Genomic DNA, 25,962 nt, shown 5'->3' with positions numbered 1-25,962 from the left:
GAGCGCGGCCGCGCTCATTCGACGGTGTACGCGAATTCGCCCGCGTCGTCGGCGCGCACGGCGATGCGCGCGATGGCCGCACCGTCGGCGATCCGGCCGAGCACGTGGCCGGCGATCTCGGGCAGCAGCGTGCCGTTCAGGATATGGTCGACGTTGCGGGCGCCCGAATCGACTTCGGTGCAGCGCGCGAGCACCGCATCGACGAGCGACTCGTCCCATTCGAACGCGGCCTTGTGGTTCGCTTCGATGCGGCGGCGAATGCGCTCGAGCTTCAGCTCGATGATCTCGGCCAGCACGTCGTCGGAAATCGGGTAGTACGGCACGACCTTCATCCGGCCGAGGAACGCCGGCTTGAAGGTCTTGTACAGCTGCGGACGCAGCGCCTCGGCGAGCGCGTCCGGGTCGGGCAGCTCGTCGGCCGTCTTGTTCAGGCACGCCTGCATCACCGCGGCCGACCCGACGTTCGACGTCAGGATGATCAGCGTGTTGCGGAAGTCGATCTCGCGCCCTTCGGCGTCGTCCATCGTGCCCTTGTCGAACACCTGGAAGAACATCTCGAGCACGTCCGGGTGCGCCTTCTCGACTTCGTCGAGCAGCACGACGGAGTACGGATTGCGGCGCACGGCCTCGGTCAGCACGCCGCCCTCGCCGTAGCCGACGTAGCCCGGCGGCGAGCCCTTCAGGCCCGACACGCTGTGCGCCTCCTGATACTCGCTCATGTTGATCGTGACCATCTTGCGCTCGCCGCCGTACAGGATGTCGGCCAGCGCGAGCGCCGTCTCGGTCTTGCCCACGCCCGACGGCCCGACGAACATGAACACGCCGCGCGGCTTGTTCGGATCCTCGAGGTTCGCGCTCGCGGTGCGCACGCGCTGCGCGATCGCGTCGAGCGCGTGATCCTGGCCGATCACGCGCGCGCCGAGCAGCGGCTGCAGGTTCAGCACGGTGTCGATCTCGTCCTTCACCATCCGGCCGAGCGGAATGCCCGTCCATGCGGCGACGATCTCGGCCACGACGTGCCCGTCGACCTGCAGCGGCACCATCGGCTCGCCGCCCTGCAGTGCATGCAGCGCCGCGACGCGCTCGGCGAGCTTCTCGCGCGTGGCCGGCACGTCGACCGGCTCGCCGTCTTCCGATGCGTGGCGCGCGCGGTCGAGCGTCTCGCGCAGCTCGGTGATCTCGGCGACGATCGCGCGCTCCGCTTCATAGCGCGCTTCGTCGTCGCTCAATTGCGCGAGCGCCGTGTCGCGCGCACCGCGCAGCTCGCCGAGCCGCTCGTCGTGCGACGCGCCGCCGGCCGCTTCGCGCTCGAGCGACGCGATCTCCGCGTCGATGCGCTCGATGCGCTTCTTCGTGTCGTCGATCGCCGCCGGCGTCGCGCTGTGCGCGAGCGCGACCTTCGCACATGCGGTGTCGAGCACGCTGATCGCCTTGTCCGGCAGCTGGCGGCCGCTGATGTAGCGATGCGACAGGCGCACGGCCTCGGTGATCGCATCGTCGAGAATCCGCACGTTGAAGTGCTTCTCCATCAGCCCCGACATCCCGCGCAGCATCGCGGCCGCGAGCGGCTCGCTCGGCTCCTCGACCTTCACGACCTGGAAGCGCCGCGCGAGCGCCGCATCCTTCTCGAAGTACTTCTTGTATTCGCTCCACGTCGTCGCCGCGATCGTGCGCAGCTCGCCGCGTGCGAGCGCCGGCTTCAGCAGGTTGGCCGCATCGTTCTGGCCGGCCTGGCCGCCCGCGCCGATGATCGTGTGCGCCTCGTCGATGAACAGGATGATCGGGTGCGCGCTCTTCTTCACCTCGTCGATCACGCTCTTCAGGCGGTTCTCGAACTCGCCCTTCACGCTCGCGCCGGCCTGCAGCAGCCCCATGTCGAGCACGTGCAGCGCGACGCCGCGCAGCGGCGGCGGCACGTCGTCCGCGGCGATCCGCAGCGCGAGCCCCTCGACGACCGCCGTTTTGCCGACGCCGGCCTCGCCGGTCATGATCGGGTTGTTCTGGCGGCGGCGCATCAGGATGTCGATCGCCTGGCGGATCTCGGCTTCGCGGCCGATCACCGGGTCGATCTTGCCGTCGCGTGCGCGCTGCGTGAGGTTCGTCGTGTACGTGTCGAGCGCGGGCGTCTTCGACGGGCCGGCCGCCGACGCGCCCGGCGCCACGCCGGACACCGCATCGCCGCCGTCGTCGCCATCGGGCTGGCGCGGCTCGGCTTCGCTCGAGCCGGCCATGATCTCGTCGAACTTGTGCTTCAGGTCGGTCACGTTCATTTCCGCGAACTGCGCGGACATCCGCTGCGCGAACTGCGCGAGATCGGGCGCGGTCAGCAGCGCGAGCAGCAGATGGCCCGAGCGGATCCGGCCGAGCTGCGAATCGAGCGACGCGATCAGCCACGCCTGCTCGAACAGCGCGATCAGATGCACGGAGAACACCGGCGTGCGCGTGTTGCCCGTCTTCAGCCGCGTGAGTTCGCGCTCGAGATCGGCACGCAGCGCATGCGGATCGACGCGGCTCGCGCGCAACGCGAGCGGCAGATCGCCCGTCGCCTCGTCGAGCAGCGCGATGAACAGGTGCTCCAGATCGACCTCGTAATGGCCGCGCGCCAGGCACGCGCTCGCCGCGCGTTCGGCCGCGTGCCGGCACAGCGGGTTCAGTTTCGTGATCAGGGTCTTCAGGGGCGTGCTCATGGCGTCGATCTCAGGTTCGATTGCTTGTTTGTTGTCAGTCAGTGAATCACGTGCAGCTCGTAGCGGGCGTCGGAGCGATCCTCCGCCGCGTCGCGCGTGCAGAGGAACGCGTCCCAGCCGAGCCGCGAGCCCGCGCCGAGCACGCTCGCGCCCACTTCCGTGCGCTTGAGCACGAGCTTGACCTCGTATTCGAGCGTGACGCCGGCGAGCAGCGTCAGCATCCGTTCGAGCGCGATCGCGTGCGGGCCGCCCGGCAGGAACGCTTCGTAATCGCGCTTGGACAGCGGGCCGACGACGATCCGCGCGCGCATGTCGCGCTGCCACACCCGTTCGCCGACCAGCGCCGTCGCGCCGAGCACGGCGTTGACTTCGCCGAGCACGCTCAGCTGATCGGGCGGCACGTCGTACCACTTGCCGACGAACTGGTCGATCTTCACCGGCACGCGGAAGTAGTCGGACAGCGTGCGCTGCAGGTACGCGGCCGACATCGGCCGATGCCGCGCGGCCAGCGCGTAGCCGGCGACGGCTTCGTCGAGCACGCCGCCCGCGCCGGCCGCGAGACTGTCGCGCACCTCGTCGCTCGGCACGCCGGCGATCGCGAGCAACAGCGGCAGATAGCGCTCGTCGCGGTCGAGTTCGTAATGGAACGGCAGCCGGTACTTCTTCCACGCGGCGTAGAACAGCGCGGTCGCGCGGTTCGAGAACACGTCGAAGAACGCGCGCGCCGCATGGTCGCGCTTGAGATGCTCGCGCGCGACGATCTGCTCGGTGTAGTGCAGCGGCAGCGCGCCCTGCCCGCCGAGCAGCCCGAAGAACGCGGGCGTCAGCTGGACGCGGCCGAGCTCGCCGGCGGCGAGCGCCGCGCCGCGCGCGTCGCCCGAATCGAGCGGCGTGCCGTCGTCGTCGAACGAGCGCGCGCCTTCGATTTCGCTCGGCGGGAAGCCGATCGACAGCGTGTTGCGGAACTCGATGCGCTGCGCGACGACGTCGCCCTGCCGCCACGCGCCCGGCGCATCGGACGCCTGCCGCGCGAACAGCCCCTCGAGCACGCGCACGGCCTGGAAGAACTCGAAGCGGTGCGGCTCGTCGAGCAGCGCGTCGACTACGCCAGGATCGATTCGCCGGTTCGAGGCTTGCATCGGATGATCTCCTCGCCGGTGCGCTTCGACACCACGACTAGTTGAACGAAACTGTTGAGGTGCACGTACAGCCCGAAGAAGCTGTCGAGCACGCGCACGAACGACGCGAGGCTCGCGCCGACGAAATGCTCCTCGTCGATGGTCAGGCGAATCTCGATGCCGCGCACGAAGGTGGCGAACGGCTTGCCGGGCAGCCACTGCACGGCGCCGCGCTGCTCGACGCCGGCGAGGCCGTCGATCTGGCGCATCGACACCGCGGTGCGCCGCAGGTCGTACAAGGTCAGCATTTCCTTGAGCGGCGCGAGCCCGTGCGCGACCAGCGACACGTGGTTCAGCGCGAGATGCGACACGAGCCGCCAGTGCGCGGCGCGGCCGCGCTCGAAGCGCACGCTCTGCGTCGGGCGCCGCAGCATCGAGATGCCGCTCGTCTGCGCGCCACCTTCCTGGAACAGGTCGCCGCCTTCGAGGCCGAACGCGAGCATCGCCGGCAGGTCGCGGTTGGTGCAGGTGAGGTCGAGGCTCAGCGTGTCGGTTTGCGGCGACGTCGGCTCGAAGTCGATGTCGACGATCGAGATCTCCGTTTCGTAGCCCGGGCTCTTTTGCGCGACCCAGTCGTTGCGGCGCGCGAACCAGTAGTGGCCGATCCGCGCCGATTCGCCGTGATGCAGCGAGTAGAACGGCCGGAACTCGATCACCGATTCCTCATGCGCCTGCTGCCTGACGAGCTTCACCGAATCGATCGAGTACACCTCGTACGCGAACGCGCGCCGCGCCTCGGCGATCACCGGATACGACACCGCGCGGTGCGTGATGCGGATCGGCTCGCCGTGCTGGCGGAACAGGTTGACGATCGGCGTGCAGAACAGCCGGAAATGGCTGGCCGTCAGCAGCTCGAGCAGGCGCGCGACATGCGAATCGCTGCGCACGTCCTGCAGCACGAGATGCAGCGTCGCGCGCTGGCAGCGGCCCGCCGCGCGCGCGATCGCCGCGACGTCGAAATCGACGAAGTCGAACTTGTCGGGAAACGCGAAGTATTCGGTCAGCAGCCGATAGGCGGGATGCGACTTCGCCGGGTAATCGATCAGCGCGTCGTCTTCGTCGAAGCCGGCCTGCGCGATCGGCAGGTTGCGCAACGCGGTCCAGCGGCCATTGCGCTCCGGCTCGACGTACGCGGCCAGCACGTTGACGAACAGGCAGTCGGTCAGCGCGGCGACGAACGACTGCTCGCCGTGCAAGTGCGCGCGCAGCGACGGCAGCTTCAGCGCGCCGAGGTCGAGCTGCGCGGCGAGCGATTCGAACGTGATCGAGATCACGCCCGTCGCGTTGGACGGCAGCACCGTCGCGCTCGGCGCGAGCGCGACCGGCGTGAAGCGTGCCTCGGAGATGCGGATCGGCGCGAGCGTCACGTCGTAGGCGGTGCGGAACCGGCATTGCACGCCGCGAATCGGGCGGCTCTTCAGCTCGGTGCCGCGCTGGATCACGACCGGTTCGGTCTGCTGGCCGGGCGAGGCCGGCGTGAACTGCGCGATCGAGCACGACGGGAACGGCCGCAGGTAGTGCGGATACAGCACTTCCAGCAGCGCTTCGGTGAACTCGGGGTAGTCGTCGTCGAGCTTCTTGTTGATGCGCGCGCCGAGCAGCGCGAACGACTCGATCATCCGCTCGACGTGGGGATCCTCGCAATGCTCGCCCGACAACGCGAGCCGCGCCGCGATCTTCGGATAGCGTTCCGCGAAATCTTGCGAATAGCGCCGCAAAAACGATAATTCGCGCTCGTAATACGGCAGCAATTCTTCCATCGACGCCCCCGAAGCTCAATCTTTCCTGCCGGACCCTGGTCCGCCACCGGGCGGTCCGGCCCGCTCGGCAGCTTGATTTACTGCATTCTGGCCGCGCGTGCGCGCGTGACCGAATACTGCAGCGTCGACGGCTGCAGCATCGCGTCGAAATTCACCGGCTCCTCGGCCGGATGCACGACGAGCAGCGCCTGGATCGCGAAGTACAGCGCGTTGGTCGACTGCTCGTTCAGCTCGAACGTCACCTGCACCTGCTGCAACCGCGGCTCGTGGCGTGCGATGGCCTGCTGGATCGACTTGCAGATGAACGCGCGGTCATAGTGACTCGCGAGGCTCAGGCCCGCGAAGTCGTTCAGCCCGTAGGTGAGCACCGATTTCTGGCATTCCGGCAGCGCCGCCAGCTCGAGTTCGGTGTGCGCGATACGGGTGTTGAGGATCGCCTCGACGTCGCGGGCGACCGTGTTCTTGAGCTCGTCCAGCGACAATTGCCGCATCGCTGCCGAGGCCGGCAGGTGCGGTTCGTCGTCGAACAGCTTGTCGAGAAAACTGGGTTCGAAGCGTTTCATCGGTCGGCGTTCACAGCGAAAACGGCAACGGGACGCCCAGCGCCCCGTTGCCGCAACCGACCTTAGACCGCGTAGGTCTTGTCGTTCTTCGTCAGACTCCAGGCGCCCTGCGTGTTGCCGCCCTGGTTGCCGCCGATCTTCTGCTGGGTTTGCTTCCACTGCACGGCTGCGTACTTGAGCGAGAACGTCTCGATCGGCAGACCTTCTTCACGCACGCTCGGCGCGATGCTCGAGATGATCACGTACTTGAGCTTCACTTCCAGATACTGCACGCGCTTGCCTTCGCCGTCCGCGCGCGAGAAATGGACCGTGACTTCGTCGAACGTGGTGCCGCCCGAAGCGTGCTGATACAGCAGCGGGCTCGACGAATCGATCTCCTTCGTGAAGATCATGTCGCCGTGCTCGCAACGCGTCATCGTGTGACCGCCTGCGGTCGATGCCGTTGCCGAACGCGGCTGAACGATCGAGTGATCCCACGATTTCAGTTCGATCCAGCCCTGATGGTCCTTGTCGGCGGACTCGCCCTTCACCGCCGGACTACCAAACTGCATGTGCATATGTAACATGGCCCTTCGACTCCCCAAAGAGGTGGTTTTAACGTCCTACCCAGGCGGCCCGCCCGGGCGAATTGCTCGCTTATGAATTTGCCGGTTTGGGCAGATCAGCGACAAGTCGCAGAGAAATCGAGAGTTCGTCGAGCTGAAAGTGCGGGCGCAGGAACGCGACCGAACGATACGAGCCCGGCTTGCCCGGAATCTCCGATACTTGTATGGATGCCTCGCGCAGCGGAAATTGCGCTTTCTGCTCCTGCGATGCGTTGTCGTCGAGCAGAACGTATTGCGAAATCCACCGGTTGAGGAAAGTCTCCACGTTCTGCGCCGATGCGAAGCTGCCGATCTTGTCCCGCATCATCGCCTTCAGGTAGTGCGCGACGCGCGATACCGAGAAGATGTACTGAAGCTGGGCAGACAGGACGGCGTTCGCATTCGCGCTGTCGGTGCTGTATTTTTTCGGCTTCTGCACCGATTGCGCGGCGAAGAACGCAGCGTAATCCGAGTTTTTGCAATGCACGAGCGGGATGAAGCCGAGGTCGCTCAGCTCCTTCTCGCGGCGATCGGTGATCGCGATTTCGGTCGGGCACTTCAACGCGACTTCACCGTCGTCGGTCTTGAACGTGTGGGTCGGCAAGTCCTCGACGAGGCCGCCGCCTTCGACGCCGCGGATCGCCGCGCACCAGCCGAAGTCGTCGAACGCGGCCGTCAGGCGCGCCGCGAAGGCCCACGCCGCGTTGCACCACAGGTATTTGTCGTGCTCGGTGCCGTCGACGTCCTCGACGAAGTTGAAGTTCTCCGCGGTCTGGCCGTCCTTCGGATTGAACGGCAGGCGACCGAGGAAGCGCGGCAGCGTGAGGCCGACGTAGCGCGAATCTTCGGCATCGCGGAACGACTTCCACTTCGCGTATTCGACCGTGTCGAACACCTTGCCGAGGTCGCGCGGCTTGCCGAGATCGGCGAACGACTCGAGGCCGAGCAGCTCCGGCGACGCCGATGCGATGAACGGCGCGTGCGCGGCAGCCGCGACGTGCGACATCTGCTCGATGAAGTACATGTCTTCCGGCTGGCGCGAGATCTCGTAATCGCCGATCAGCGCACCGAACGGCGAGCCGCCGAACGTGCCGAACTCTTCTTCGTAGACCTTCTTGAACAGCGCGCTCTGGTCGAACTCGCTCGCGCCCTTGAAGTCGCGCACGAGGTCGCGCTTCGGCGCGTGCAGCGCCTTGATCTTGATCGTCTGGCCGGTGTTGCTTTCCTTGACCAGATAGTCGAGGCCGCGCCACGTGCTTTCGAGGCGCTGGAACTCCGGCGCATGCATCACCGCGGACAGCTGCGTGGAGATCAGGCGGTCGAGCTCGGCGACCCGCGCGTCGATCGTCGCCGACAGGTTGTCGGACACGATCACCGTGCCGTCGAGCACCTGATGCACGAGCTCGCCGATCAGGTCCTTCGCACGCGCATGCTCGGAATCGGATTTCGCGACCTTGCTCTTCTCGACGATGTCGTCGAGCAGCGAAGTCCCGGCGGCATATTCCGCGCCGCTCGCTTGGGCCGCAGCCGTTTGCTGGTTCATCTCAACACTCCGTCGTCATTCGCCGTCTTTGTCGCCGCCGGTGCCCTTCGCGAGCTCCTGCAGCTGCTGCGTGTTCGTCAGCACCTCGGACAGCAGATCCTCGAGCTTGTCGTTGCCGGCAAGCTTGTTGCGCAGATCGGCGAGCTTGGAGCGCGCCTCGAGCAGGCGGCGCAGCGGCTCGACCTGCTCGACGACTTCGTCCGGGCTGAAATCCGACAGCGAGCGGAACTTCAGGTCGACCGCGAACTTGCCGCCGTCCGCGCTCAGGCGGTTCTCCACCTGAAACGCGGCGCGCGGCTCGATCGCCTTCATCACGTCGTCGAAGTTGTCGCGGTCGATGTTGACGAACTTGCGGTCGCGCAGCTTCGGCTGCTCGACTTCCGACTGGCCCGCCAGATCGCCGACGACCCCGACGACGAACGGCAGTTCCTTCACCTCGATCGCGTCGCCCTTCTCGACCTCGTAGGTCAGCTGGACACGCGGCGGCCGTATCTTCTGCAGACTTTTCTGAATGCTCTCTTTCTTGGCCATCTCGACGGCTCCCAGGTTAGTTGTGATTATCGCGTCAGTTGCGTGCTGTTGCGCTCAGTTGCGCAGCGCGCTGAACGGATCGGCGCCGCCCTTCTGCGCAGCGGCAGCCTGCGGCGGAGCCGACTGCGCCGGCGCTGCAGCCTCGGCGGCCGGCGCTGCGCCGGCCTTCGGACGATGAATGATGCGGCGCGACGTGCGCGGCTTCGCGACGCGTTGCTCCGGCGGGAACAGCGCGGATTCGCCGAGCGTGTCGCGCAGCTGCTTCGCGAGCGCCTGCGCGTCGGACTTCGCGTCGCCCGCGAGCGATGCATCCTGGCGCAGCTCGCCGAGCGACTGCGTCGCGATCCGCAGGCCCGCGACGGCGAGCACGCTCTTCGCCTGACGGTCGGTCGCATCGCGCTGCAATGCTTCCTGCGCGGCGACGATCGCCTGGCCGTAGTGGTTCTGCGCGAACTGGATCTGCGCGATGCGCGACCACGGCTCTTCGCGCGTCGGGTCCGACTTCGCCAGCTGCTGGTACAGGCCGAGCGCCTTGTCCTGATCGCCCGACTTCGCGACGGCGTCCGCATCGGCCAGCGACTTGTTGAATACCTCGGCGCTCGGCGGTGCGGACGGCTGGGTCGCACAACCGGCGATGACGCCGCAGGCCAGCACTACCCCAGAAAGTTTTGCGAAGAGACGGTCTTTCATCGTTATATCCACCGGCGCGTGAGTATTAAATTCGTTGAGAATCTGGTTCTTTTGCTTTGCAAGAAGCGCGCGGGTATAGTACCGATCAATTTTTCATAATTCAATCGTTGCGTGCAGAGTAATTCCTTTTAAAAGTGTGCGCCACCCCTCGAAACGCCTTCCGCAATGGGCCGCGGACAGCCTTTCCAGCGAAGGGAATGCGCAACTTTTACTTGCTCCGTGGCGTGGCGCACCGAGGACGGAAAAAATTTCCGAAACACGCTGCGGCGCCCGCATGTTTAATAGTTGAAGGCCGATAAGCCGGGCATGCGCGCGATGCGCAGCAATACCGGCAGTTTTGACAGGGGAGTTAAAGGCGGCACGCCGGAAACACGATGAAATCGACCATGATTCGCTATGCGCTGCCGCTGCTCGCGAGCGCGCTGCTGGCCGGATGTGCGGCCGCCCCGTTGCTCGGCTCGGCCGCGAGCGCCGTGATGCAGGCCGCCGGCATTGGCAAGCCCGAGCTCCCGGATTCGCAGAAGCCGCCGCGCAACATCGGGCTTACGCTCGCGGCGGCGTCGAACCTGAACGCCGCGAACGATCGCAAGCCGCTCGCATTGGTGGTGAGACTCTACTCGCTGAAGGACCCGACTTCGTTCCAGCAGGCGCCGTTCGACGCGTTCACCGATCCGACCAAGGAAAAGGCCGCGCTCGGCGCCGATCTGCTGAACGTGCGCGAGATCACGCTGATTCCGGGCCAGCGCTATACGGCGACCGAAAAGGTGTCGCGCGAAGCGCAGGCATTCGGCATCGTCGCACTGTTCCGCGATCCGGCCATCCAGCGCTGGAAACTGACGTTCGACCCGGCAAAGTCGGAGAAATCCGGCATAATCATCGGCCTGCATAATTGCGCGATGACGGTCACCGATGGCACCGTGATCGCACCGCAACAGGGTGCGCCTTCGCAACCGCTGAATTTGCTTTCGTCGGTCACCTGCGGATAAGCATGACGCACGAATGTCAATTAACAAGAGTTAACAAATTGGCGATTAATTCGGGCACGACCAAATCGATTAGATCGCAACGCTACATTAACCGGATTTGACATGAGTTATTCGGCCAAGGTGCTGTGGGGGGAAGGGCTGTTCCTCCGGCCTCAACACTTTCAACGGCAGGACGCCTATCACGAGGCGCGCCTGTTCGAATCGATCCAGGCGATCCAGCCGTACAACTGGGGCTTGCGCTCGGTGCGCATCGATCGCGATGCGCTCGGCAGCAACGTGCTGCGCGTGGCCGAGCTCGCGCTCGTGTTCCCGGACGGCGCGCTGTATGCCGCGCCGCAGGCCGACGACCTGCCGCCGCCGATCGCGCTCGACACGCTGCCCGACGGCATCAACGAATTCGTGTTCTACCTCGCGCTGCATCCGCTGCGCGAGAACGGCACCAACTACAGCGACGATCCGGCGTCCGGCTTCACGACGCGTTTCGTCAGCGAGCAGACGAGCGTCGCCGACAACTTCACCGACGCGGCCGAAGCCGACATCACGTTCCTGAAGACGCAGGTGAAGCTGATCGCGCACAGCGAGCCGCGCGACCAGTTGCTGTCGGTGCCGCTCGTGCGCGTGCGGCGCACGGCGACGTCCGGCTTCGAGCTCGACGACAGCTTCGTGCCGCCGTGTCTCGCGATCGAAGCGTCGCCGATCCTGCACCAGCGGCTGCGCCAGCTGGTCGACGCGCTGCAGGCGAAGGTCAATGCGCTGTACGGCTTTCACCGCGAGCCGTCGAAGAACATCATCGAGTTCCGTTCGGGCGACATCGCGTCGTTCTGGCTGCTGCACACCGCGAACGCTGCGTTCGCGACGCTCGCGCATCTGCATCAGCATGCGGCACTGCATCCGGAGCGGCTGTTCCAGGAGCTGCTGCGCCTCGCGGGCCAGCTGATGACGTTCTCGAAGGGCTACACGCTCGCCGACCTGCCCGTGTATCGCCACGACGATCCGGGCCCGAGCTTCGCTCGTCTCGACCTGATGCTGCGCGAGCTGCTCGACACCGTGATCTCGACGCGCTACTTCGCGATCACGCTCGACGAAGTGCGTCCGTCGTTCCACCTCGGCCGCCTCGATTCGGGCAAGATCGACGACAAGACCGAGTTCTATCTGGCCGTGTCCGCCGACATGCCGAACGTCGAACTCATCGACGCGGTGCCGGCCCGCTTCAAGGTCGGTGCGCCGGACGACGTCGACAAGCTCGTGCTGTCGGCGATGCCCGGCGTGCGGCTGTCGTACATGCCGCAGGTGCCGCCCGCGATTCCGGTGCGGCCCGGTGCGTGTTACTTCCAGCTCGACTCGCGCGGCGCGCTGTACGAGCGCATGCTGCAGGCCCAGTCGGCGATGATCTATGCGCCGACTGGCATCAATGACCTGAAATTCGAACTGATCGCGGTCACATCATGAGCTACGCGCCTTCCCTGTTCGGCGACAACGCGCCGGCCCCGTTGCATACCCCGGCGTCGACCGACGCCGCGTTCCAGGCCCGCTCGCTGCTCGACCTGCTGTACGACGGGTTCTTCATGCTGTTCCTGCTCAAGAACGGCCGCGCGCCGGACAGCGCGAGCGAGTTCAGCACGAAGATTCAGGAATTCCTGTCGGACTTCGAACGCGGCGCGAAGAAGCTGAATATCGCGGCGGAGGACGTGTATGCGGCGAAGTTCGCGTATTGCGCGGCCGTCGACGAGATGGTGCTGTCGTCGCAGTTCAAGATCCGGGCCGACTGGGAACGCCGGCCGCTGCAGCTGGTGCTGTTCGGCGAGCAGCTCGCGGGCGAGAAGTTCTTCCAGTATCTGGAGGAATGCCGGGCGCAAGGTGCGGCGCGGCTGCAGTCGCTCGAGGTGTTCCACATGTGCCTGCTGCTCGGGTTCCAGGGCAAGTATCTGCTCGAGGGGCCGGAGAAGCTCGCTTATCTCACCGCGCGGCTCGGCGACGAGATCGCGCATATGAAGGGCAAGCGCGCTGCGTTCGCGCCGCATTGGCCGCTGCCGGATCAGATTGCACACCGGCTGAAGCGCGAGGTGCCGGTGTGGGCGATCGGTGCGGTGTTCGCGCTTGTGGCGCTGCTCGGGTATCTCGGGCTCAACACCTATCTGAAGGACAAGACGCTGCAGGCGCTCGCGCCTTATTCGCAGGTGATCAAGGTCGGGCCAGAGTCGGCGAATTTGACGATTTCGTTGCCTTGAGCTTGCGGTGAGCGGACGTTGTCGCGTTGGAGGGAAGGACCGCTTGGCGGTCCTTTTTTGCTGTGGCGTGGGGCGTGGCGTGGCGGGCGCGTTCAGAGAAGAATGAACTCGTCGTTGTCGACGTAGAACACGAACGCGTCGAGCAATTGCGCGATGCTTGGTTCGTCGACCTGATCATGCGCGTTGATGACGATGTCCTCGATCGTCGCGCTGTTCAAGGTCACGCGCCAACCTTCTAGTGGAGCGGTGGCGGGTGGCGTCGCGCCTTCGGCGTGAGCGGTGCCTTCGGCGAACTCGCCCTCCGTATCGAGCGTCCACGGCATCTGCGGCAAGCAGAGCCACCCGTGGAAATCGCCAGGGTGTTCAAGAATGTGCTTCAGCGACACGGTGGTCGCGGTGATCGTTGACATGGATGTTGCGGTGGTGACGGGAGTCGAATCGATGCGTTGGGCGATCGGGAAGGGGCGCGTAGGGGCTGCGGGGTAGCCGCTTGCGGCGGTGAGGGGGGATTATGCCAATTTCGTGTGCGGCGCGTGGGTTCGGCGGAGAGTGTCGGGCGGTTGGCTGAACCTGTCCGCATTTTTGTGGGCGAGGCGGTTGAACAGCACGTTATCCACGCGCCTGCATAAATCGCTCTCCGAACAGGATAGCAAACTGATTCATTGCTGATTTCCAGTCGAACGCGGACCGCACGGTCTTGGCCAGTACGTTGCGCAACGCCAGCCAGAGCAGCTTGATGGCCGCCTCGTCATTCGGGAAGTGACCGCGGGTCTTGATGATCTTGCGCAGCTGCATGTTCAAACTTTCTATCGCGTTCGTGGTGTACACGACCCGTCGAATCTCCGGCGGAAACACGTAGAACGGCGCGACGTGCTCCCACGCGCGTTGCCACGACTGCACGATCGTCGGGTACTTCGCGCCCCAAGGCCCGTCGGCGAAGTCTTGCAGCGCCTGCCGCGCCGCCTCTTCGCTGGCAGCCGCGTAGATCGGGCGCAGCGCGGCGGCGAGCACCTTACGGTCCTTGTAGCTGGCGTATTCGAGGCTGTTGCGGATCAGATGCACGATGCAGGTCTGAACGGTGGTCCGCGGATAGGCCGCGCCGATGGCTTCGGTGAGCCCCTTTAGGCCATCGACCACGGCGATCAGGATGTCCTGGCAGCCGCGCGTCTTCAGTTCGTTGAACACCTTGAGCCAGAACTTGGCACCCTCGGTCTGCTCGATCCAGAGGCCCAGCACGTCGCGCTGGCCATCGGCCTGAATGCCCAAGGCCAGATAGACGGCCTTGTTGCTGACCACGCCGTCGTCGCGGATCTTGACGCGCAGCGCATCGAAGAACACCACTGGATACATCGTTTCGAGCCGGCGGCTTTGCCAGCTCAGCGCCTCGGCCATCACCTCGTCGGTGACCGAACTGATGAAGTCGGAAGACACCTCGGTGCCGTAGCTCTCAGCCAGAAAGGCCTGAATCTCGCGCACGCTCATGCCGCGGGCGTACATCGCGATGATGCGTTCGTCGAAGCCGGTGAAGCGGCGCTCGTGCTTGGGAATCAGGATTGGCTCGAAGCTGCCGTCACGATCGCGGGGGACTTCGACCCGAACCGGGCCCCGATCGGTGATGACCGTCTTGCCGCTGGCGCCGTTGCGCTCGTTGGCTTGCCCGGGCGGCTTGGACTGGCCCGACGGGTAGCCCAGATGCAGATTCATCTCGGCGCCCATTGCGCGTTCGATGACTGCTTTGTTGAACGCCAGCATCAAATCCTGGACCTCGGTCGGCGTCATCGGCCCCTTGACCAGTTGGTCCAGCAGTTCCTTGGGCAGTTCAGGCAGCGGCCCGCGGGCCGCTGCCTGACGCGCTACAGTTTGCCTTTTCTTCTTCATTGGCATATTCATGACTTTTACACCTCATGATATGCCTCGCCCACGAAATCGCGGATAGGTCCGATCGTAGTACCGGTGCCGATTATAGTGCAGGTCCGACCCAGCATCGCATGATTAGGCAGTTTGATTCATTCGTATTGCTTAAGCTCCTGCTTGATTAATTCGAGAAGTTCCAGTGGCGAAAGTAGCTGCCCTTTGCCTTCAGGCCCGGGGAACACAGCACATAGTCTTCGGTCCGTCTCCATCCCGGGTAACCATCGCGACATGAACTCGTCTAGGGCAATCGCTTTAGGATGGAAGTTCTTCCATTCGTTACTGGCACACATTGCCGAAAAGTCCTCTTCCGGCCAAAACGGAATCACCGTATGACCATCCGAGGTGCCGGTCGCCCATCCAGTATCGAATAAGCCCCAGACAACTTCTGAGTCAGCAACCTTCCGGACGAAATAATCACATCGCGCCTGGGTATCGAGTCGCAGAACGTTCTCAATCTTCTTCGGATGAGGTTTCATCAATATCCGCCAACCTGATGTTGGGTCTTATGGAGGACAGCATCTTGCAATTCGGAATGCCTATAGCAATAGCCATCTTTTGCTTCCGTCCCGCGCCCGTGAGCGAGCTCCATGCCGGGAGTTCTAGAATTACGTGAGTTGCCAGGCAATCTAACCGACGTACGATTTCCAGTGTCGATGTGCCTCATTTCGTTCCGAACCCAGCCCCTCACCCATCTGGGCTGCAGTGGGTCGTCCGCTAGTGCTTTCAGCCTTTCCTGCTTGTTCGAGCGTCCATGTGAGCCATCACAGCATATCGGACACGCAAGCTTCGACGCGAGCCCTAATGGATCGATCCACTCGACCGGATTCGGCGCATATTGATAGACGTTGATCCCGCCCGCAAGCCCGATCGGATCCTTGCTAACGAACCGACCACTACCCGGATCGTAATACCGATACCGGTTGTAATGCAGCCCCGTCTCATCATCCCCCCACTGCCCCTGAAACCGCAGCGCATTCTTCGCCACGATCCCCGTCGCCTTCGAGGCGCGCGCGATCACCTCCCGCGCTTCACCCCACGCCTTGTACGACGCTTCCCACACAACGTCACCGTCGTCATCGGTCAGCAACTGCGGCGTCCCGATCTGATCGCAGTGGTAGTAAAACACTGCCGCGTCGCCCCGCCGCTCCGGCATTTTCTGTAGCGGATCCTCCTCCGGCACATAGCGATCGGTGCTCTTCCACTGCGGCGTCGCAATACCCTCCACCGGCTCCGCAACATACTGCGCCAGCGGCACGAACGTCCGCGGCTCGTACAGATAGTGCGTACCGCGCTCGCCGTCGCTCTCGTACGCCAGCGTGTCACCATCCCAACCGAACACCGTCCGCTCGCCGTTCACCTCCTTCGCAATACGCCGGCCGAACGCGTCATAGAAATACCGCGCCTCGCTCTGCCGAGACGTCTCCGCAACACGCGCGGACAGCAAGCGATTGAACTCATCCCACTCGTATTGCTGCTCGCCCACCGGCGTCCGCTTGCGCACCAAATTCCCGCGCGCGTCGTACTCGAAGTGCATCCCCGCATACGCCTTCAGCAGGTTGCCCAGCACCTTCGGCACCTCGACCGGCAACGTGCTTTCCGGCCGCACCGGGCTCGGACGCGATGCCGGCGTCTCGGCAGTCCGCACCGGATCGATGATGTTGCTCGCCGGATCGAACGCGAAGCGCTCCTTCGCCACCGGACTGATCGCCTCGACCAACCGTCCGACCGGATCGTACCGATAGTCGGTCCCGCCCTTGCGGCTGTCCTCGATTCGCGACAGTTGTCCCACCGCGTCATAGCGATACCGCCGCTCGACCAGTGGCGCGGGCGCCGTCGACCGTTGAATCGTCTGCTGCAGCACGCGCCCCGCCGGATCGTAGTGCGTGCGCTGCCCCACCTTGCTCGACAGCACGCGCACCGTCTCGCGATGCAGATCGTCGCGCTCGAACTGCACGCGCTCCTCGCCATCGAGCAACATCCCGTGCACATGCCCCGAGCCGTACATCAGCCAGTCCACGACATGCCCGTCCGGCCGCACGCTCCGACGCCGGTTGCCGAGTTCGTCGTAGTCGTGATGCCACACGTAGCTGCGCTGTTCGCCGAACAGGTCGTATGCATGATGCTCGCGCACCAGATTGCCGACCGGATCGAAGAAGAACTGCACGCGGCTGTATCGATTCACCGCGTCGATCAACCGGCCGCTGCGGTCATACGCAAACCGCTCTTCGCTGCCCCCCGCGACGCGCTTCAGCAGACGGCCGTTCACATCGACGTCGACGGACGTCACGCAGCCCGCTTCGTCCATCGATACGAGGCTGCCGCTGTCCGGATCGTATTGATAGCGCGTCGACTTGCCGTCGAACGCGACTTCCTCGATCAACCTCCCCGCCGGATCGTAGTGGAACTGGTACGTCGCAAAGTTCGCATCGGTGAGCGCCGTCAAACGTCCCAGGCGGTCGTAGCGGTAAGCGATCGTCTGCCCGAGCGCATCCGCGCGGCTCGCGATGCGGCCCACCGCGTCGTAGCCATAGCGCGTCGACCGATTGAGCTGATCGGTATGCGCGAGCAATCGGCCTTCGGCGTCGTACTGCACGTGCTCGACACCGGCCGGTGAGCGAATCTCGCTCAATTGGCCGCTCGCGCCGTATGCATAAGCGATCACGCCGCCGGATGCGTCCTTCGTCTCGATCACGCGGCCGATATCGTCGTACCGCCACTCCGTCTTCTTGCCCGAGCAATCCGTGTAGCTCGTGACCTGCCCGGCATCGTTGTACTCGAGTGCCTTCGAGCCGCCCTTCGCATCGGTGATCTGCGTCGGCAATCCCTTGTCGTTGTACGCGTACTTCGTCGAGCGCTCGAGCGGATCGATCTCTTCGACGAGATTGCCCGCATCGTCGTACTTGCGTTGCCACACGTGCCCGTTCGGATCGACGAGCCGGATCATCTGGTCCTTGTCGTCGTAGGCCATCTCGACGACGCTGCCGTCCGCGCGTTCGTGCTCGACGAGATTGCCTCGCGCGTCATACTCGCGCCGCTCGATGCTGCCGTCCTGACGGATATGCAGCACCAGATTGTGATGCGCGTCACGCCGGAACCACTCCTGGTTGCCGTCCGGATAGACGATCCGGTACACGTAGCCATGAATGTTGAAGTAGTAGCGCGTCATCTGACCGAGCGCGTCGGTCACGTAGGTGAGGCGGATATTCGGGTTCCACGCGAGACGCAGATCGAGGCTGCCGTCATCGGCATATTCGCGGATGCATTTCGCGTTCGCGTTGTCGTCGGCCTCCGCGCCATCCCATTCGAGCGTCATCCCGCGGCCGGTGCGGTCGGTGTAGCGCGTCACGAGGTGACGGTGATACCGATACGTCCGCGCATTGCCATGACGGTCGACCGCGCGCACGAGGTCGCCCGCGGTGTCGTACTCGTAGCTCGCCAGCGTCCGGCGTGCGCCGTCCTTCAGCACATGCTCGATCCGTACGATCCGGCCATGTCGGTCGTGCTCGAATGCAAGCACGTTGCCGCTCGCATCGATCAGCCGTGCGAGGCGGTCGAGCGCGTCGTAGTCGAGCGTGATCGTGTTGCCGGCGCGATCTTTCTGCATCGCCAGCCGGAACGCGTCGCCACGACGCTCGTACGCATGCAGCGCGTCATGGCCGTAGGCGATCGTCACCCAAGTGTCGTCGAGTCGCGACAGCGTCAGGTTTTCCGACAGATCGTCGTGCACTGCGCCGGCCGCCAGCGCCGGATATTCGATGCTGCGTCCTTCCGCATCGCGATAGATCCACTGACCGTCCGCGATGTCGATCCGCGTCGTATAGGGCGTGATCCATCGCGCACCGAGCTCGCCGTCGTCATACGCGGAAAGCCGCGAACGGTATGTACGCTCCCACACGAGCGGCAGCGCGCCCGGCAGATCGAAATCCACGTGCGAGAAGGTTTCGTCGCCGAACGCGAAATCGATCGAAGCCGGCGATGCGCCGATGCCGCACGCCTTGCACGCGCTCTTGCCCGGACCTTCGGCCGGCGCTTGGCCGCTGGTCTTCTCGAGACCTTCCTGCCCGCGCGTCTTCTTTGCCTGGCTCGTCCCGGCAGCCTTGACGTCGGCCGTCTGCTCATGGAGCTTCGCGCGTGCCTTGACGCGCCCGACGGCCTCGATCAGCTGCAACACCAGCCACATCATCTTGCCTTCTTCGCTGCCGGCAAGCGAACGGATCGACGTCGCGATCTTCGGCGCCTCGGTCCGCAGGAACGTCACCGCGCCGCGAAACGGCTCGAGCCACGCGTCCGGCGCGAGCTTCGCCATCGTCCCGGCCGTCTTGTTGACGACCTGCTTGCCGAGCGCCTTGGTGCCTTCGTATGCGAACTGGATGCCATCGCCGACCCGGCTCGGGCTGTACCACGGCCGGTCGTCGGCCATCTTGGTGGCGAGCTGCTGCTGGCGCTTCAGGTTTGCGTTGGCGTCGAGCAGTTGCCCGTGCAGCGCGCGGTCCATGCCCGTCGCCAGCGCGAGCATGAGCTCCTCGGATTTCGATGCGCAGCCGTCCAGCAGTTCGACGAGGCCCGCCTTCAGCTTGTTGAGGAAATCCTCGATCTCGGTCGCGCACGTCGCGTTGACGTGCGTGACCAGCACGGAGATGATCGCCGCGCCGAGATTGCTGCGCGTGGCCAGCAACTCGTGACGCACGAGCGCGAGCAACGGGCGCGCCGACATCCGGAACGGCGCGAGCGTCGGCGGAATCGGGATGATGCCGAGCAGGTTGATCGCGAGGCTCATGTAGTCGAGCACCTGCCCGCCGCGCTTCTCGACGATCTCGGCGATGTCGCCGAGCGCATCGACCATCGCCATGATGTTGCCGACGATCGGCACCGCGCCGGCAAACGTCTTCACGTCTTCGAACGTGATGTGATTGCCGCTGATGCGGCGCAGCCATGCATCGAAGCGGTTGCCGACCGCCGCGACGTCCTTCGCCGAAACGTCACTGAGCCAGGTGACGGCTTCTTCCTTCTCGGCGCCGGGTGGAAGTTGTTGTGCCATGTCGTGGTTCGTTCAATTCGTTTTCTCAAGACGGCTGACGCGCCGCCCTCTCAGGATTTCAACGGTCCGCCGAAGCCGCTCGTCGGCAGCTTCATGCCGCCCGCTGCCGACGCCGTCGCAGTCGTCGTTGCGGCCTTGCCCGCGACTCCGGCGACACCGGGCAACGCGCTCTGGAGCGCGCCCGACGCAGCATTTGCGGCAGGCGCGGCGAGCGCAGCCAGGCCGCCCTGGCGCGCGGTCTGCACCATTGCAGCCACCTGCTTTGCCGCGCCACTAAGGCTGGAGGCCGTCTGCACGGCCGACGCGACGCCCGCTCCGCCGACCGCAGCCGCCGCGGCCGGCAACGCGGCGCCCGCGAGCCCGCCAAGTGCGGCGCCGGCGCCGCTGCCGCTCGCGAACCCCATCGCCGCCGTGGATGCCGCCGGCGCCATGCCTTGCAACTGGCTCGCAAGCTGTCCGCTCGCCGCCGCCTGCGCGGCTTCCGGCGAAGGCGCCACCGGCTCGGCCGGCCACTTCGCCTGCTTGAAGTAATTCGCCGGCTGGTCCGACGCGCGCGGATCCTTGCCGAACTCGACGCGCACCGCGCCCGGCGGCAAGCCGCTGACGACGGTATAGCCGCTGTTGTCGAGCGCGCCCTTCTTCAGCACCGTGCCATTCACGTCCTTCACCGTGAAGAGCCCGCCCTTCACGGCCTCGCCGTTCATGTACTTGTGGAACAGCTCCAGCTGGCCCGGCTGATCGGGCCGCGCGCTCGGCAACGGATAGCCCAGGCTCGCCGGTCCGGCGAACGTATGCGACGCGCCCTTCACATCGATCTTGCCCGGTGCGTGGATTTCGACGTTGCCATCCTTGACTCGGATGTACGCCCCGCCGCTCGTCAGCAGAATCCCCTGATCGGCCGCGATCTCGATCCGGTCGGTTGCGGATACAACCTTCACCGCCTTCTGCGCGGTCACCTCGACGTTGTCCGACTGCGCCTGGATCTCCACCTTGCCCTTGCCCGCGAACAGCTTCATCCCCGCGTTCTGCACGAACAGGCTCAGCTTCTGGCCGATGCTGCCGATCAGCGATTTGCCCGCCGCGACATGCACGCTCTGGCCGCTCGCGACGTTCACGTGATCGTTCGCGACCATGTGCAGCGACTCCTGCGTCGACATCGCGATCCCCGACGGGCTGCCGAACAGCATCACCGGCTCCTTGAACGCGTTCGCGCTCCCCGTGCCGCCGCCCGCCGTGCGGCCGCCCGATGCGTTGCCCGATGCACGGTCCTGCGTCGCGTCGGTGAACGCACGCATCGCCTCCTGCGCGTCTTTCAGGCTTTCGGCCTGATGCTGCTCGCTCACGCCCGACAGCGCCTCGATCAGGCTCTCCCCGGACACGAGCTGCTGCTGCGCTTCCGTCACGTCGAGCGGCTGGCTGTTCGCTGCCTTCGGATGGGTCGTCACGTACAGGCCGCGGCTCGCCCGCACCGCGCCGTATGCGTCCGAGCGCAGATCGAAGCCGCTGCCCAGATACGACCCGCGCGTGTTGCCGTTCTGGTCGATGATGTAGCCGAGATGCAGCAGGCTGTTCGCGCTGCTGCTCATCAGCTGCACGCGGTTCTGCCCGGTCGCGTCGTCCATCACGAGCTGGTTGTAGCCGCTGCCCGAATATTCCTTCGAGCGGTATCCGGAGAGAATGCCGTCGCTATGCCACTGCGGCTGGTTCGCGCCGTTGTACACGCGCCCGACCGCCAGCGGCCGGTCGCAGTCGCCGCCGACGTAGTCGATCAGCACTTCCTCGCCGATGCGCGGCACGTGCACGCCGCCGTAGCCGCCACCCGTGTCCGACTGCACGACGCGCACCCAGCACGACGCGTTCTCGTTGCCCGGATTGAGGCGATCCCACACGAACTGCACGCGGATCCGGTTCAACTCGTCCGTATAGACTTCCTCGCCCTGCGGGCCGACGACGATCGCCGTCTCCAGATGCATCTTCGGCTTCTCGTGCTCGAACGGGCTGCGATACGGCACGCTCACCCGCTGCGCTTCGACTTCGACGAGATAGAAGCCCACCGAGCCGTCGTCGTGCGGCACGCGAAATGCCGGATCGGCCCCGTAGCCTTCCTGAGCTTGCGTCAACGCTTCGCGCAGACTGTACGGAAAGTCCGCGCTGCTGCTCGCGACCGGCAGGTTGTTCTCGATCCACCAGTCGACGCCGATCGTCGCGAACTCGCGCTGCTCGGCCGGATCGCGATCGTGTTCGGGATGATCCGACAGCGTGAAGCGCCGGCCCGCATCGATCGCACGCACGCCGCCCGCGCCGTGGAAGCGCTTCGCCTGCGACTCCCATTCCTCCATCCGGATCTTCGTCAGATGGTCGCCGCGGGTCTGGTCGAGGTACGTGTACGCACCGGTGTACTCGTAGACTTCGAGCTGGTCGGGCAATTCGCCCTGATCGGCCATCGTCGGCAGCGTCGTGCCCTTCGGATTCGACGGCTGGGAAGGGTTCTTGTAGTCGAACGTGCGTGTCGTGCGCGTGACGCTCTGCAGCGTGCGCGTGCCCGACCACTGCGTGAACGCGTCGGCATCGCTCGCCGTCCCGCCGCGATAGAAACGCACGGTTTGCGGCGACAGCGGCGCAAACGCCTGCAGGTTGTCGGTGATGACGAGCGTGTGCGACTTGCCGTCGTCGGCCTGCTGCCATGTGGTGTAAAGGCCTTCGCTCTCCATCAGCCGATGCACGAAATGCCAGTCGGTGTCGTGCTGGCGCGTGTACGAGCGGCTTGGCAGCGGCTGCGACAGCGCGAAGCGGAAATGCCCGCGCGCCTGCGGATGCTGGTTCAGCACATCGCTGATGATCTGGTCGACGGTCGTGTCGTTCCAGATGCGCTGATCGCGACGGAACTTCAGGAAATGGGTGAAATCGGCGAACGTCAGCTGGTAGGTGGTGAGCCCGCCGTCGGCGCCCAGGCGCCGCGCCGTGTGCACGTAGCCGTTGACGGGCCGGTAGCTGCGGTCGGCTTGCTGAATCCATAGCGTGACCGGTTGCGCGATCAGCTTTTTCAGCTCCACGTCGCTGTCGGTCGACAGCACGTCGAGCGTGAATTCATAGGCCCGGCCGATGCGCGCACGGCCGACCGCTCGTTGCACGGTCAGCACGTTGGCACCCAGTGGCGTATCGAGCTTCAACAGCCGGTCCTGCTGAAGCAACCCGCCGCGCAATGCGGCAACAGTGTTCTGCATGTTCATGGCAACGGCCTTTTCTTCTTTTGACGCACCCTCGGATGGCGCGTTGAGCGATTTCGCTCGCGCGATTTTACAGACAAATTACGGCGCGATTCGGAAAAATTCCCTGACTCGAATGGGTACTTTTAAGCGTGTCCTGAATGGCGTCGACGACCGGTTCGCCCGCATTCCGTTCGCTGAAATCGATTGCAATCGGGGCCAATTCGACTTCCGGTCGGGGCCGGTTGCGCGTAATGTCTACGTGCCCGTAGTCCGGCCCGGTTCGGGCACGACGATGCCCGGCGCCCTCTGACCACATTGAACACTGGAGATCCACGATGAAACGTTCGAAGTTCCTGCTGTCGGGCCTGCTGCTTGCGTCGGCCCTTGGCTTCACGGCCGTCGCCGCGCACGCTGAAGATCTGCTCGACTCGGTGAAGAAGGCCGGCGTGCTGCGTGTCGGGCTCGAAGGCACGTATCCGCCGTTCAACTCGCGCGGCACGTCGGGCCAGCTCGAGGGCTTCGACGTCGACGTGGCGAACGCGGTGGCCGGCAAGCTCGGCGTGAAGACGCAGTTCGTGCCGACCGAATGGAGCGGGATCATCGCGGGGCTGCAGGCGGGCAAGTTCGACGTGATCGTCAACCAGGTCACAATCACGCCGCAGCGCAAGGAGGCGCTCGACTTCAGCGAGCCGTACACGTACTCGGCCGCGCAGCTGATCCAGCGCAAGGACGACACGCGCAACTTCAAGTCGCTCGAGGATTTCAAGGGCAAGAAGCTCGGCGTGACGCTCGGCACGAACTACGACCAGATGGCGCGCAGCGTGCCGGGCATCGAGGTGCAGACGTATCCGGGCGCGCCGGAAAAGCTGCGTGATCTCGCCGCGGGCCGGATCGAGGCCACGCTCGACGACCGTCTGATGCTGCCGTACATGATCAAGACGTCGAACCTGCCGCTGCGCTCGGGCGCGGTGTTGAACGGCGGCAAGCAGGAGATGGCGATCCCGTTCCGCAAGGGCAATCCGAAGTTCGAGAAGGCGATCAACGACGCGCTGGATTCGCTGCGCAAGGAAGGCACGTTGAAGAAGATCTCGATGCACTGGTTCGGTAGTGACGTGACGGTGCCGGTTGCGCAGTAGGGCGTCTCTTGTGGCGGGCGATGCGTCACGTTCTTCGCGTTGGGGAGGGCGTGACGCGTTGGCACCTGCTGGGCGCGAGAACTCGATCGGCCGTTCCTGACGATGACACGCTGCCGCCACGTCGCTGCGCATGGTGCGCACCACTCGCCACAACCCAGACGGTGCCTAGGACGTGTCCAACAACAGCTGCATGACGTACGTGATGGACGTGCTGAACGCCGGAGGAGCCGACGCTCCGGCGAAGGGCAGACATGCGTGGGCGTTCCTCAACCGACATGGCGTCGGTCCACGCGTGAAGTAGTCGATGACGCGGTAACGACAGATGAGGTCTCAAACGTTGTGCGCCAAACACGGCGTGCGGTCATTCAGGGTGGCTGCGAACCGCATCGGCGACCGAATTCGCGAGCGCGGACGATTCGAGCCCGATGAATTGGTGCGGGTATCGCTGGATCGGCCCAAACGCAGCCATGTCGTATGGATGACGCGCGCCGATCTGGACGAGCATGCGGTCACCGCCAACCATGTCGACGGCGTCGCGCATGTCACCGAGTTGCGAAAGTTCGCGTTACTCGACCGGGCGGGCGAGCATGTTTGCCCGGATTGACTGGATGAATTGCTCGTACGTTCAGGCGAACAACCGGACTCGCCAACGCACGTGTCACGCGCGTTCGACACGGCGGTCGTCGCCGACAATGCGACGGTGGAGGGCCCGCTCGTCAAGTGCGACATCCACGGGATTACGTTCGGTTCGCGCACATCGCCCGCCCTGGCAGGCTTGATCGATCAGCGTGACGCGGGGCCGCATGGCGGACTAATCAATGTAGTCGTGATTCCACCGAAAGCAGAAAACAGATTCCGGTTCGACGAAGCCTTCCTTCTTCGTGCGCTGGGACCGGATATCGATCTCTCTGCAGGCATCTATCGAATGGAATCGGGCGACCGCAGCCGCGCCCTGCTCGAAAGCGGGACATCGGTATGCAAGCACTGCCTTCGAGACTGGCTGCAGCGCAACGGCGTCGGTTAGCGATGTGCGGCGGCAATCGGGGGATGCGGGCGTCGGGTCGCGAAGCAAGCATGCGCCCGGAATCACGTGTGTCGCGCGGGGAAGCAGAAAAGACGAAGGGCCGGGAGAATCAATCTCCCGGCCCTTCGTTCAATATGGTGCGGCTGCAGGATCAACAATCCATACCCAATCCATTGATTCAAAACGGAAATGAAGTCGACCGTTGGAACATGAACCCCCAAATATACCCCCAATCCGGTGAGCCAATACGGATGAGGCCATCGAGCTAAAAATTGTGGCGTAAGTCGCCGATCGTCGGCCGCCCGAACAGAAAACTTCTGGAGATTTGGAGATATATGCTCTATTCACCCCGGAAGCCTTACTGGTCAAGGATCCAACTATCTCCAAGAGTATCTCCAAAACACTCATTTACTTGGAGACAAAGTTGGAGATAGCCGTCAAATACGTCGCATGACGCCAGCCGTTTCGAGAAGCACCCTGCGGTCTGGAACGCTGCGCGCAAAGAAACTCCCGTGCCGCAGCCCTCTCCCCGAGGTAACGGCAAAAGCTGGCCTTGTGTTCAATGCAAAGTTACTTTGCAACCGTCGCATGACGTCAGTGATCGGCGCGAGCAAACGCGGCATAATCGCGACAAAATTGGTGATTCGGAGACCGAGATGTACAAGTCCAGACCTAGCATCTCAGTCGGAGGCAGATCAGGTCTGAGATTGCCTGGAGGTCACCTCATCAAGGGCCGTGATCGACCCGTTGCTGCCGGTCGCGCCGTTAGAGTTCAAGGGCCGGGATCAGAGCGAAACGGTCGCCTAAACGACGCTGTCCTAGCGACAGCGAGCGGCGCTTGTTGGCTCCTCGCCGCTCATGCAAGTAGCATCGACAACCTGCATCTCGCAG

General features: G+C 64.6%; 20 protein-coding genes. 7 read left to right on the top strand and 13 right to left on the bottom strand.

Annotated elements, in window-relative coordinates; genetic code table 11:
* Positions 1–14 precede the first annotated feature (14 nt).
* From tssH to MYA_RS01945, 8 genes are all read right to left on the bottom strand, one after another.
* Positions 15–2,687 (bottom strand): type VI secretion system ATPase TssH, encoded by a 2,673-nt coding sequence (gene tssH, locus MYA_RS01980; protein ID WP_014722343.1) that lies wholly within the window; start codon positions 2,685–2,687, stop codon positions 15–17.
* Positions 2,688–2,725: 38 nt separating this feature from the next.
* Positions 2,726–3,826 (bottom strand): type VI secretion system baseplate subunit TssG, encoded by a 1,101-nt coding sequence (tssG, locus tag MYA_RS01975; protein ID WP_014722342.1) that lies wholly within the window; start codon positions 3,824–3,826, stop codon positions 2,726–2,728.
* Positions 3,790–5,625, bottom strand: a complete 1,836-nt coding sequence (gene tssF / locus MYA_RS01970; RefSeq protein ID WP_014722341.1) for a type VI secretion system baseplate subunit TssF — start codon at positions 5,623–5,625, stop codon at positions 3,790–3,792. The genes tssG and tssF overlap by 37 nt, the downstream gene beginning before the upstream one ends.
* Before the next feature lie 77 nt (positions 5,626–5,702).
* On the bottom strand, positions 5,703–6,188 hold the full coding sequence (gene tssE / locus MYA_RS01965) for a type VI secretion system baseplate subunit TssE (RefSeq protein WP_011883107.1): 486 nt from the start codon (positions 6,186–6,188) through the stop codon (positions 5,703–5,705).
* Between the two features lie 62 nt (positions 6,189–6,250).
* Positions 6,251–6,754, bottom strand: coding sequence for an Hcp family type VI secretion system effector (locus tag MYA_RS01960; RefSeq protein ID WP_011883106.1), 504 nt, complete (start codon positions 6,752–6,754; stop codon positions 6,251–6,253).
* A gap of 70 nt (positions 6,755–6,824) precedes the next feature.
* On the bottom strand, positions 6,825–8,315 hold the full coding sequence (tssC, locus tag MYA_RS01955; protein ID WP_011883105.1) for a type VI secretion system contractile sheath large subunit: 1,491 nt from the start codon (positions 8,313–8,315) through the stop codon (positions 6,825–6,827).
* A 15-nt stretch (positions 8,316–8,330) separates the two neighbouring features.
* On the bottom strand, positions 8,331–8,846 hold the full coding sequence (gene tssB, locus MYA_RS01950; protein WP_011883104.1) for a type VI secretion system contractile sheath small subunit: 516 nt from the start codon (positions 8,844–8,846) through the stop codon (positions 8,331–8,333).
* Between the two features lie 54 nt (positions 8,847–8,900).
* Positions 8,901–9,536 carry a tetratricopeptide repeat protein gene (locus MYA_RS01945; RefSeq protein ID WP_011883103.1) on the bottom strand — a complete coding sequence of 212 codons (636 nt, stop codon included), beginning with the start codon at positions 9,534–9,536 and terminating at the stop codon, positions 8,901–8,903.
* Between the two features lie 386 nt (positions 9,537–9,922).
* Here MYA_RS01945 and tssJ point away from each other — a divergent pair, with 386 nt between their 5' ends.
* From tssJ to icmH, 3 genes are all read left to right on the top strand, one after another.
* The gene (gene tssJ / locus MYA_RS01940) at positions 9,923–10,522 is read left to right on the top strand and encodes a type VI secretion system lipoprotein TssJ (RefSeq protein ID WP_172820452.1); all 600 of its coding nucleotides are present in this window, start codon (positions 9,923–9,925) and stop codon (positions 10,520–10,522) included.
* 102 nt (positions 10,523–10,624) lie between these two features.
* Positions 10,625–11,971, top strand: coding sequence for a type VI secretion system baseplate subunit TssK (tssK, locus tag MYA_RS01935; protein WP_011883101.1), 1,347 nt, complete (start codon positions 10,625–10,627; stop codon positions 11,969–11,971).
* Positions 11,968–12,750 carry a type IVB secretion system protein IcmH/DotU gene (gene icmH, locus MYA_RS01930; protein WP_011883100.1) on the top strand — a complete coding sequence of 261 codons (783 nt, stop codon included), beginning with the start codon at positions 11,968–11,970 and terminating at the stop codon, positions 12,748–12,750. The genes tssK and icmH overlap by 4 nt, the downstream gene beginning before the upstream one ends.
* A gap of 92 nt (positions 12,751–12,842) precedes the next feature.
* Here the strand turns inward: icmH and MYA_RS01925 are convergent, their stop codons facing one another.
* The 5 genes from MYA_RS01925 to MYA_RS01910 form a co-directional block, all read right to left on the bottom strand.
* Positions 12,843–13,160 carry a DUF7716 domain-containing protein gene (locus MYA_RS01925; protein WP_014722338.1) on the bottom strand — a complete coding sequence of 106 codons (318 nt, stop codon included), beginning with the start codon at positions 13,158–13,160 and terminating at the stop codon, positions 12,843–12,845.
* Positions 13,161–13,359: 199 nt separating this feature from the next.
* On the bottom strand, positions 13,360–14,634 hold the full coding sequence (locus tag MYA_RS01920) for an IS256-like element ISBcen18 family transposase (protein ID WP_443101901.1): 1,275 nt from the start codon (positions 14,632–14,634) through the stop codon (positions 13,360–13,362).
* A gap of 122 nt (positions 14,635–14,756) precedes the next feature.
* On the bottom strand, positions 14,757–15,140 hold the full coding sequence (locus MYA_RS29155; RefSeq protein WP_072465506.1) for a DUF2750 domain-containing protein: 384 nt from the start codon (positions 15,138–15,140) through the stop codon (positions 14,757–14,759).
* Positions 15,140–19,702, bottom strand: coding sequence for an RHS repeat-associated core domain-containing protein (locus tag MYA_RS01915; RefSeq protein ID WP_014722336.1), 4,563 nt, complete (start codon positions 19,700–19,702; stop codon positions 15,140–15,142). The genes MYA_RS29155 and MYA_RS01915 overlap by 1 nt, the downstream gene beginning before the upstream one ends.
* Before the next feature lie 50 nt (positions 19,703–19,752).
* The gene (locus tag MYA_RS01910; RefSeq protein ID WP_014722335.1) at positions 19,753–22,932 is read right to left on the bottom strand and encodes a type VI secretion system Vgr family protein; all 3,180 of its coding nucleotides are present in this window, start codon (positions 22,930–22,932) and stop codon (positions 19,753–19,755) included.
* Between MYA_RS01910 and MYA_RS30825 the strand changes: the two genes are divergently transcribed.
* The 4 genes from MYA_RS30825 to MYA_RS30815 all read left to right on the top strand — a co-directional run bounded on the left by MYA_RS30825 (position 22,925) and on the right by MYA_RS30815 (position 25,071).
* Entirely contained in the window at positions 22,925–23,221 is a 297-nt protein-coding gene (locus tag MYA_RS30825; protein ID WP_134206819.1) for a hypothetical protein, read from the top strand. The two genes, MYA_RS01910 and MYA_RS30825, sit on opposite strands and share 8 nt — an antisense overlap.
* 25 nt (positions 23,222–23,246) lie before the next feature.
* Entirely contained in the window at positions 23,247–24,047 is an 801-nt protein-coding gene (locus MYA_RS01905) for a transporter substrate-binding domain-containing protein (protein ID WP_014722334.1), read from the top strand.
* Positions 24,048–24,369: 322 nt separating this feature from the next.
* The gene (locus tag MYA_RS30820; protein ID WP_148278539.1) at positions 24,370–24,651 is read left to right on the top strand and encodes a hypothetical protein; all 282 of its coding nucleotides are present in this window, start codon (positions 24,370–24,372) and stop codon (positions 24,649–24,651) included.
* Between the two features lie 51 nt (positions 24,652–24,702).
* Positions 24,703–25,071, top strand: a complete 369-nt coding sequence (locus tag MYA_RS30815) for a hypothetical protein (protein ID WP_148278538.1) — start codon at positions 24,703–24,705, stop codon at positions 25,069–25,071.
* Positions 25,072–25,962: the final 891 nt, after the last annotated feature.

The sequence above is a fragment of the Burkholderia sp. KJ006 genome (assembly GCF_000262695.1).
GTDB lineage: Bacteria > Pseudomonadota > Gammaproteobacteria > Burkholderiales > Burkholderiaceae > Burkholderia > Burkholderia vietnamiensis.
The sequence above is the reverse complement of the archived record's forward strand: the minus strand, read 5'-3'. Positions and strand labels throughout refer to the sequence as shown.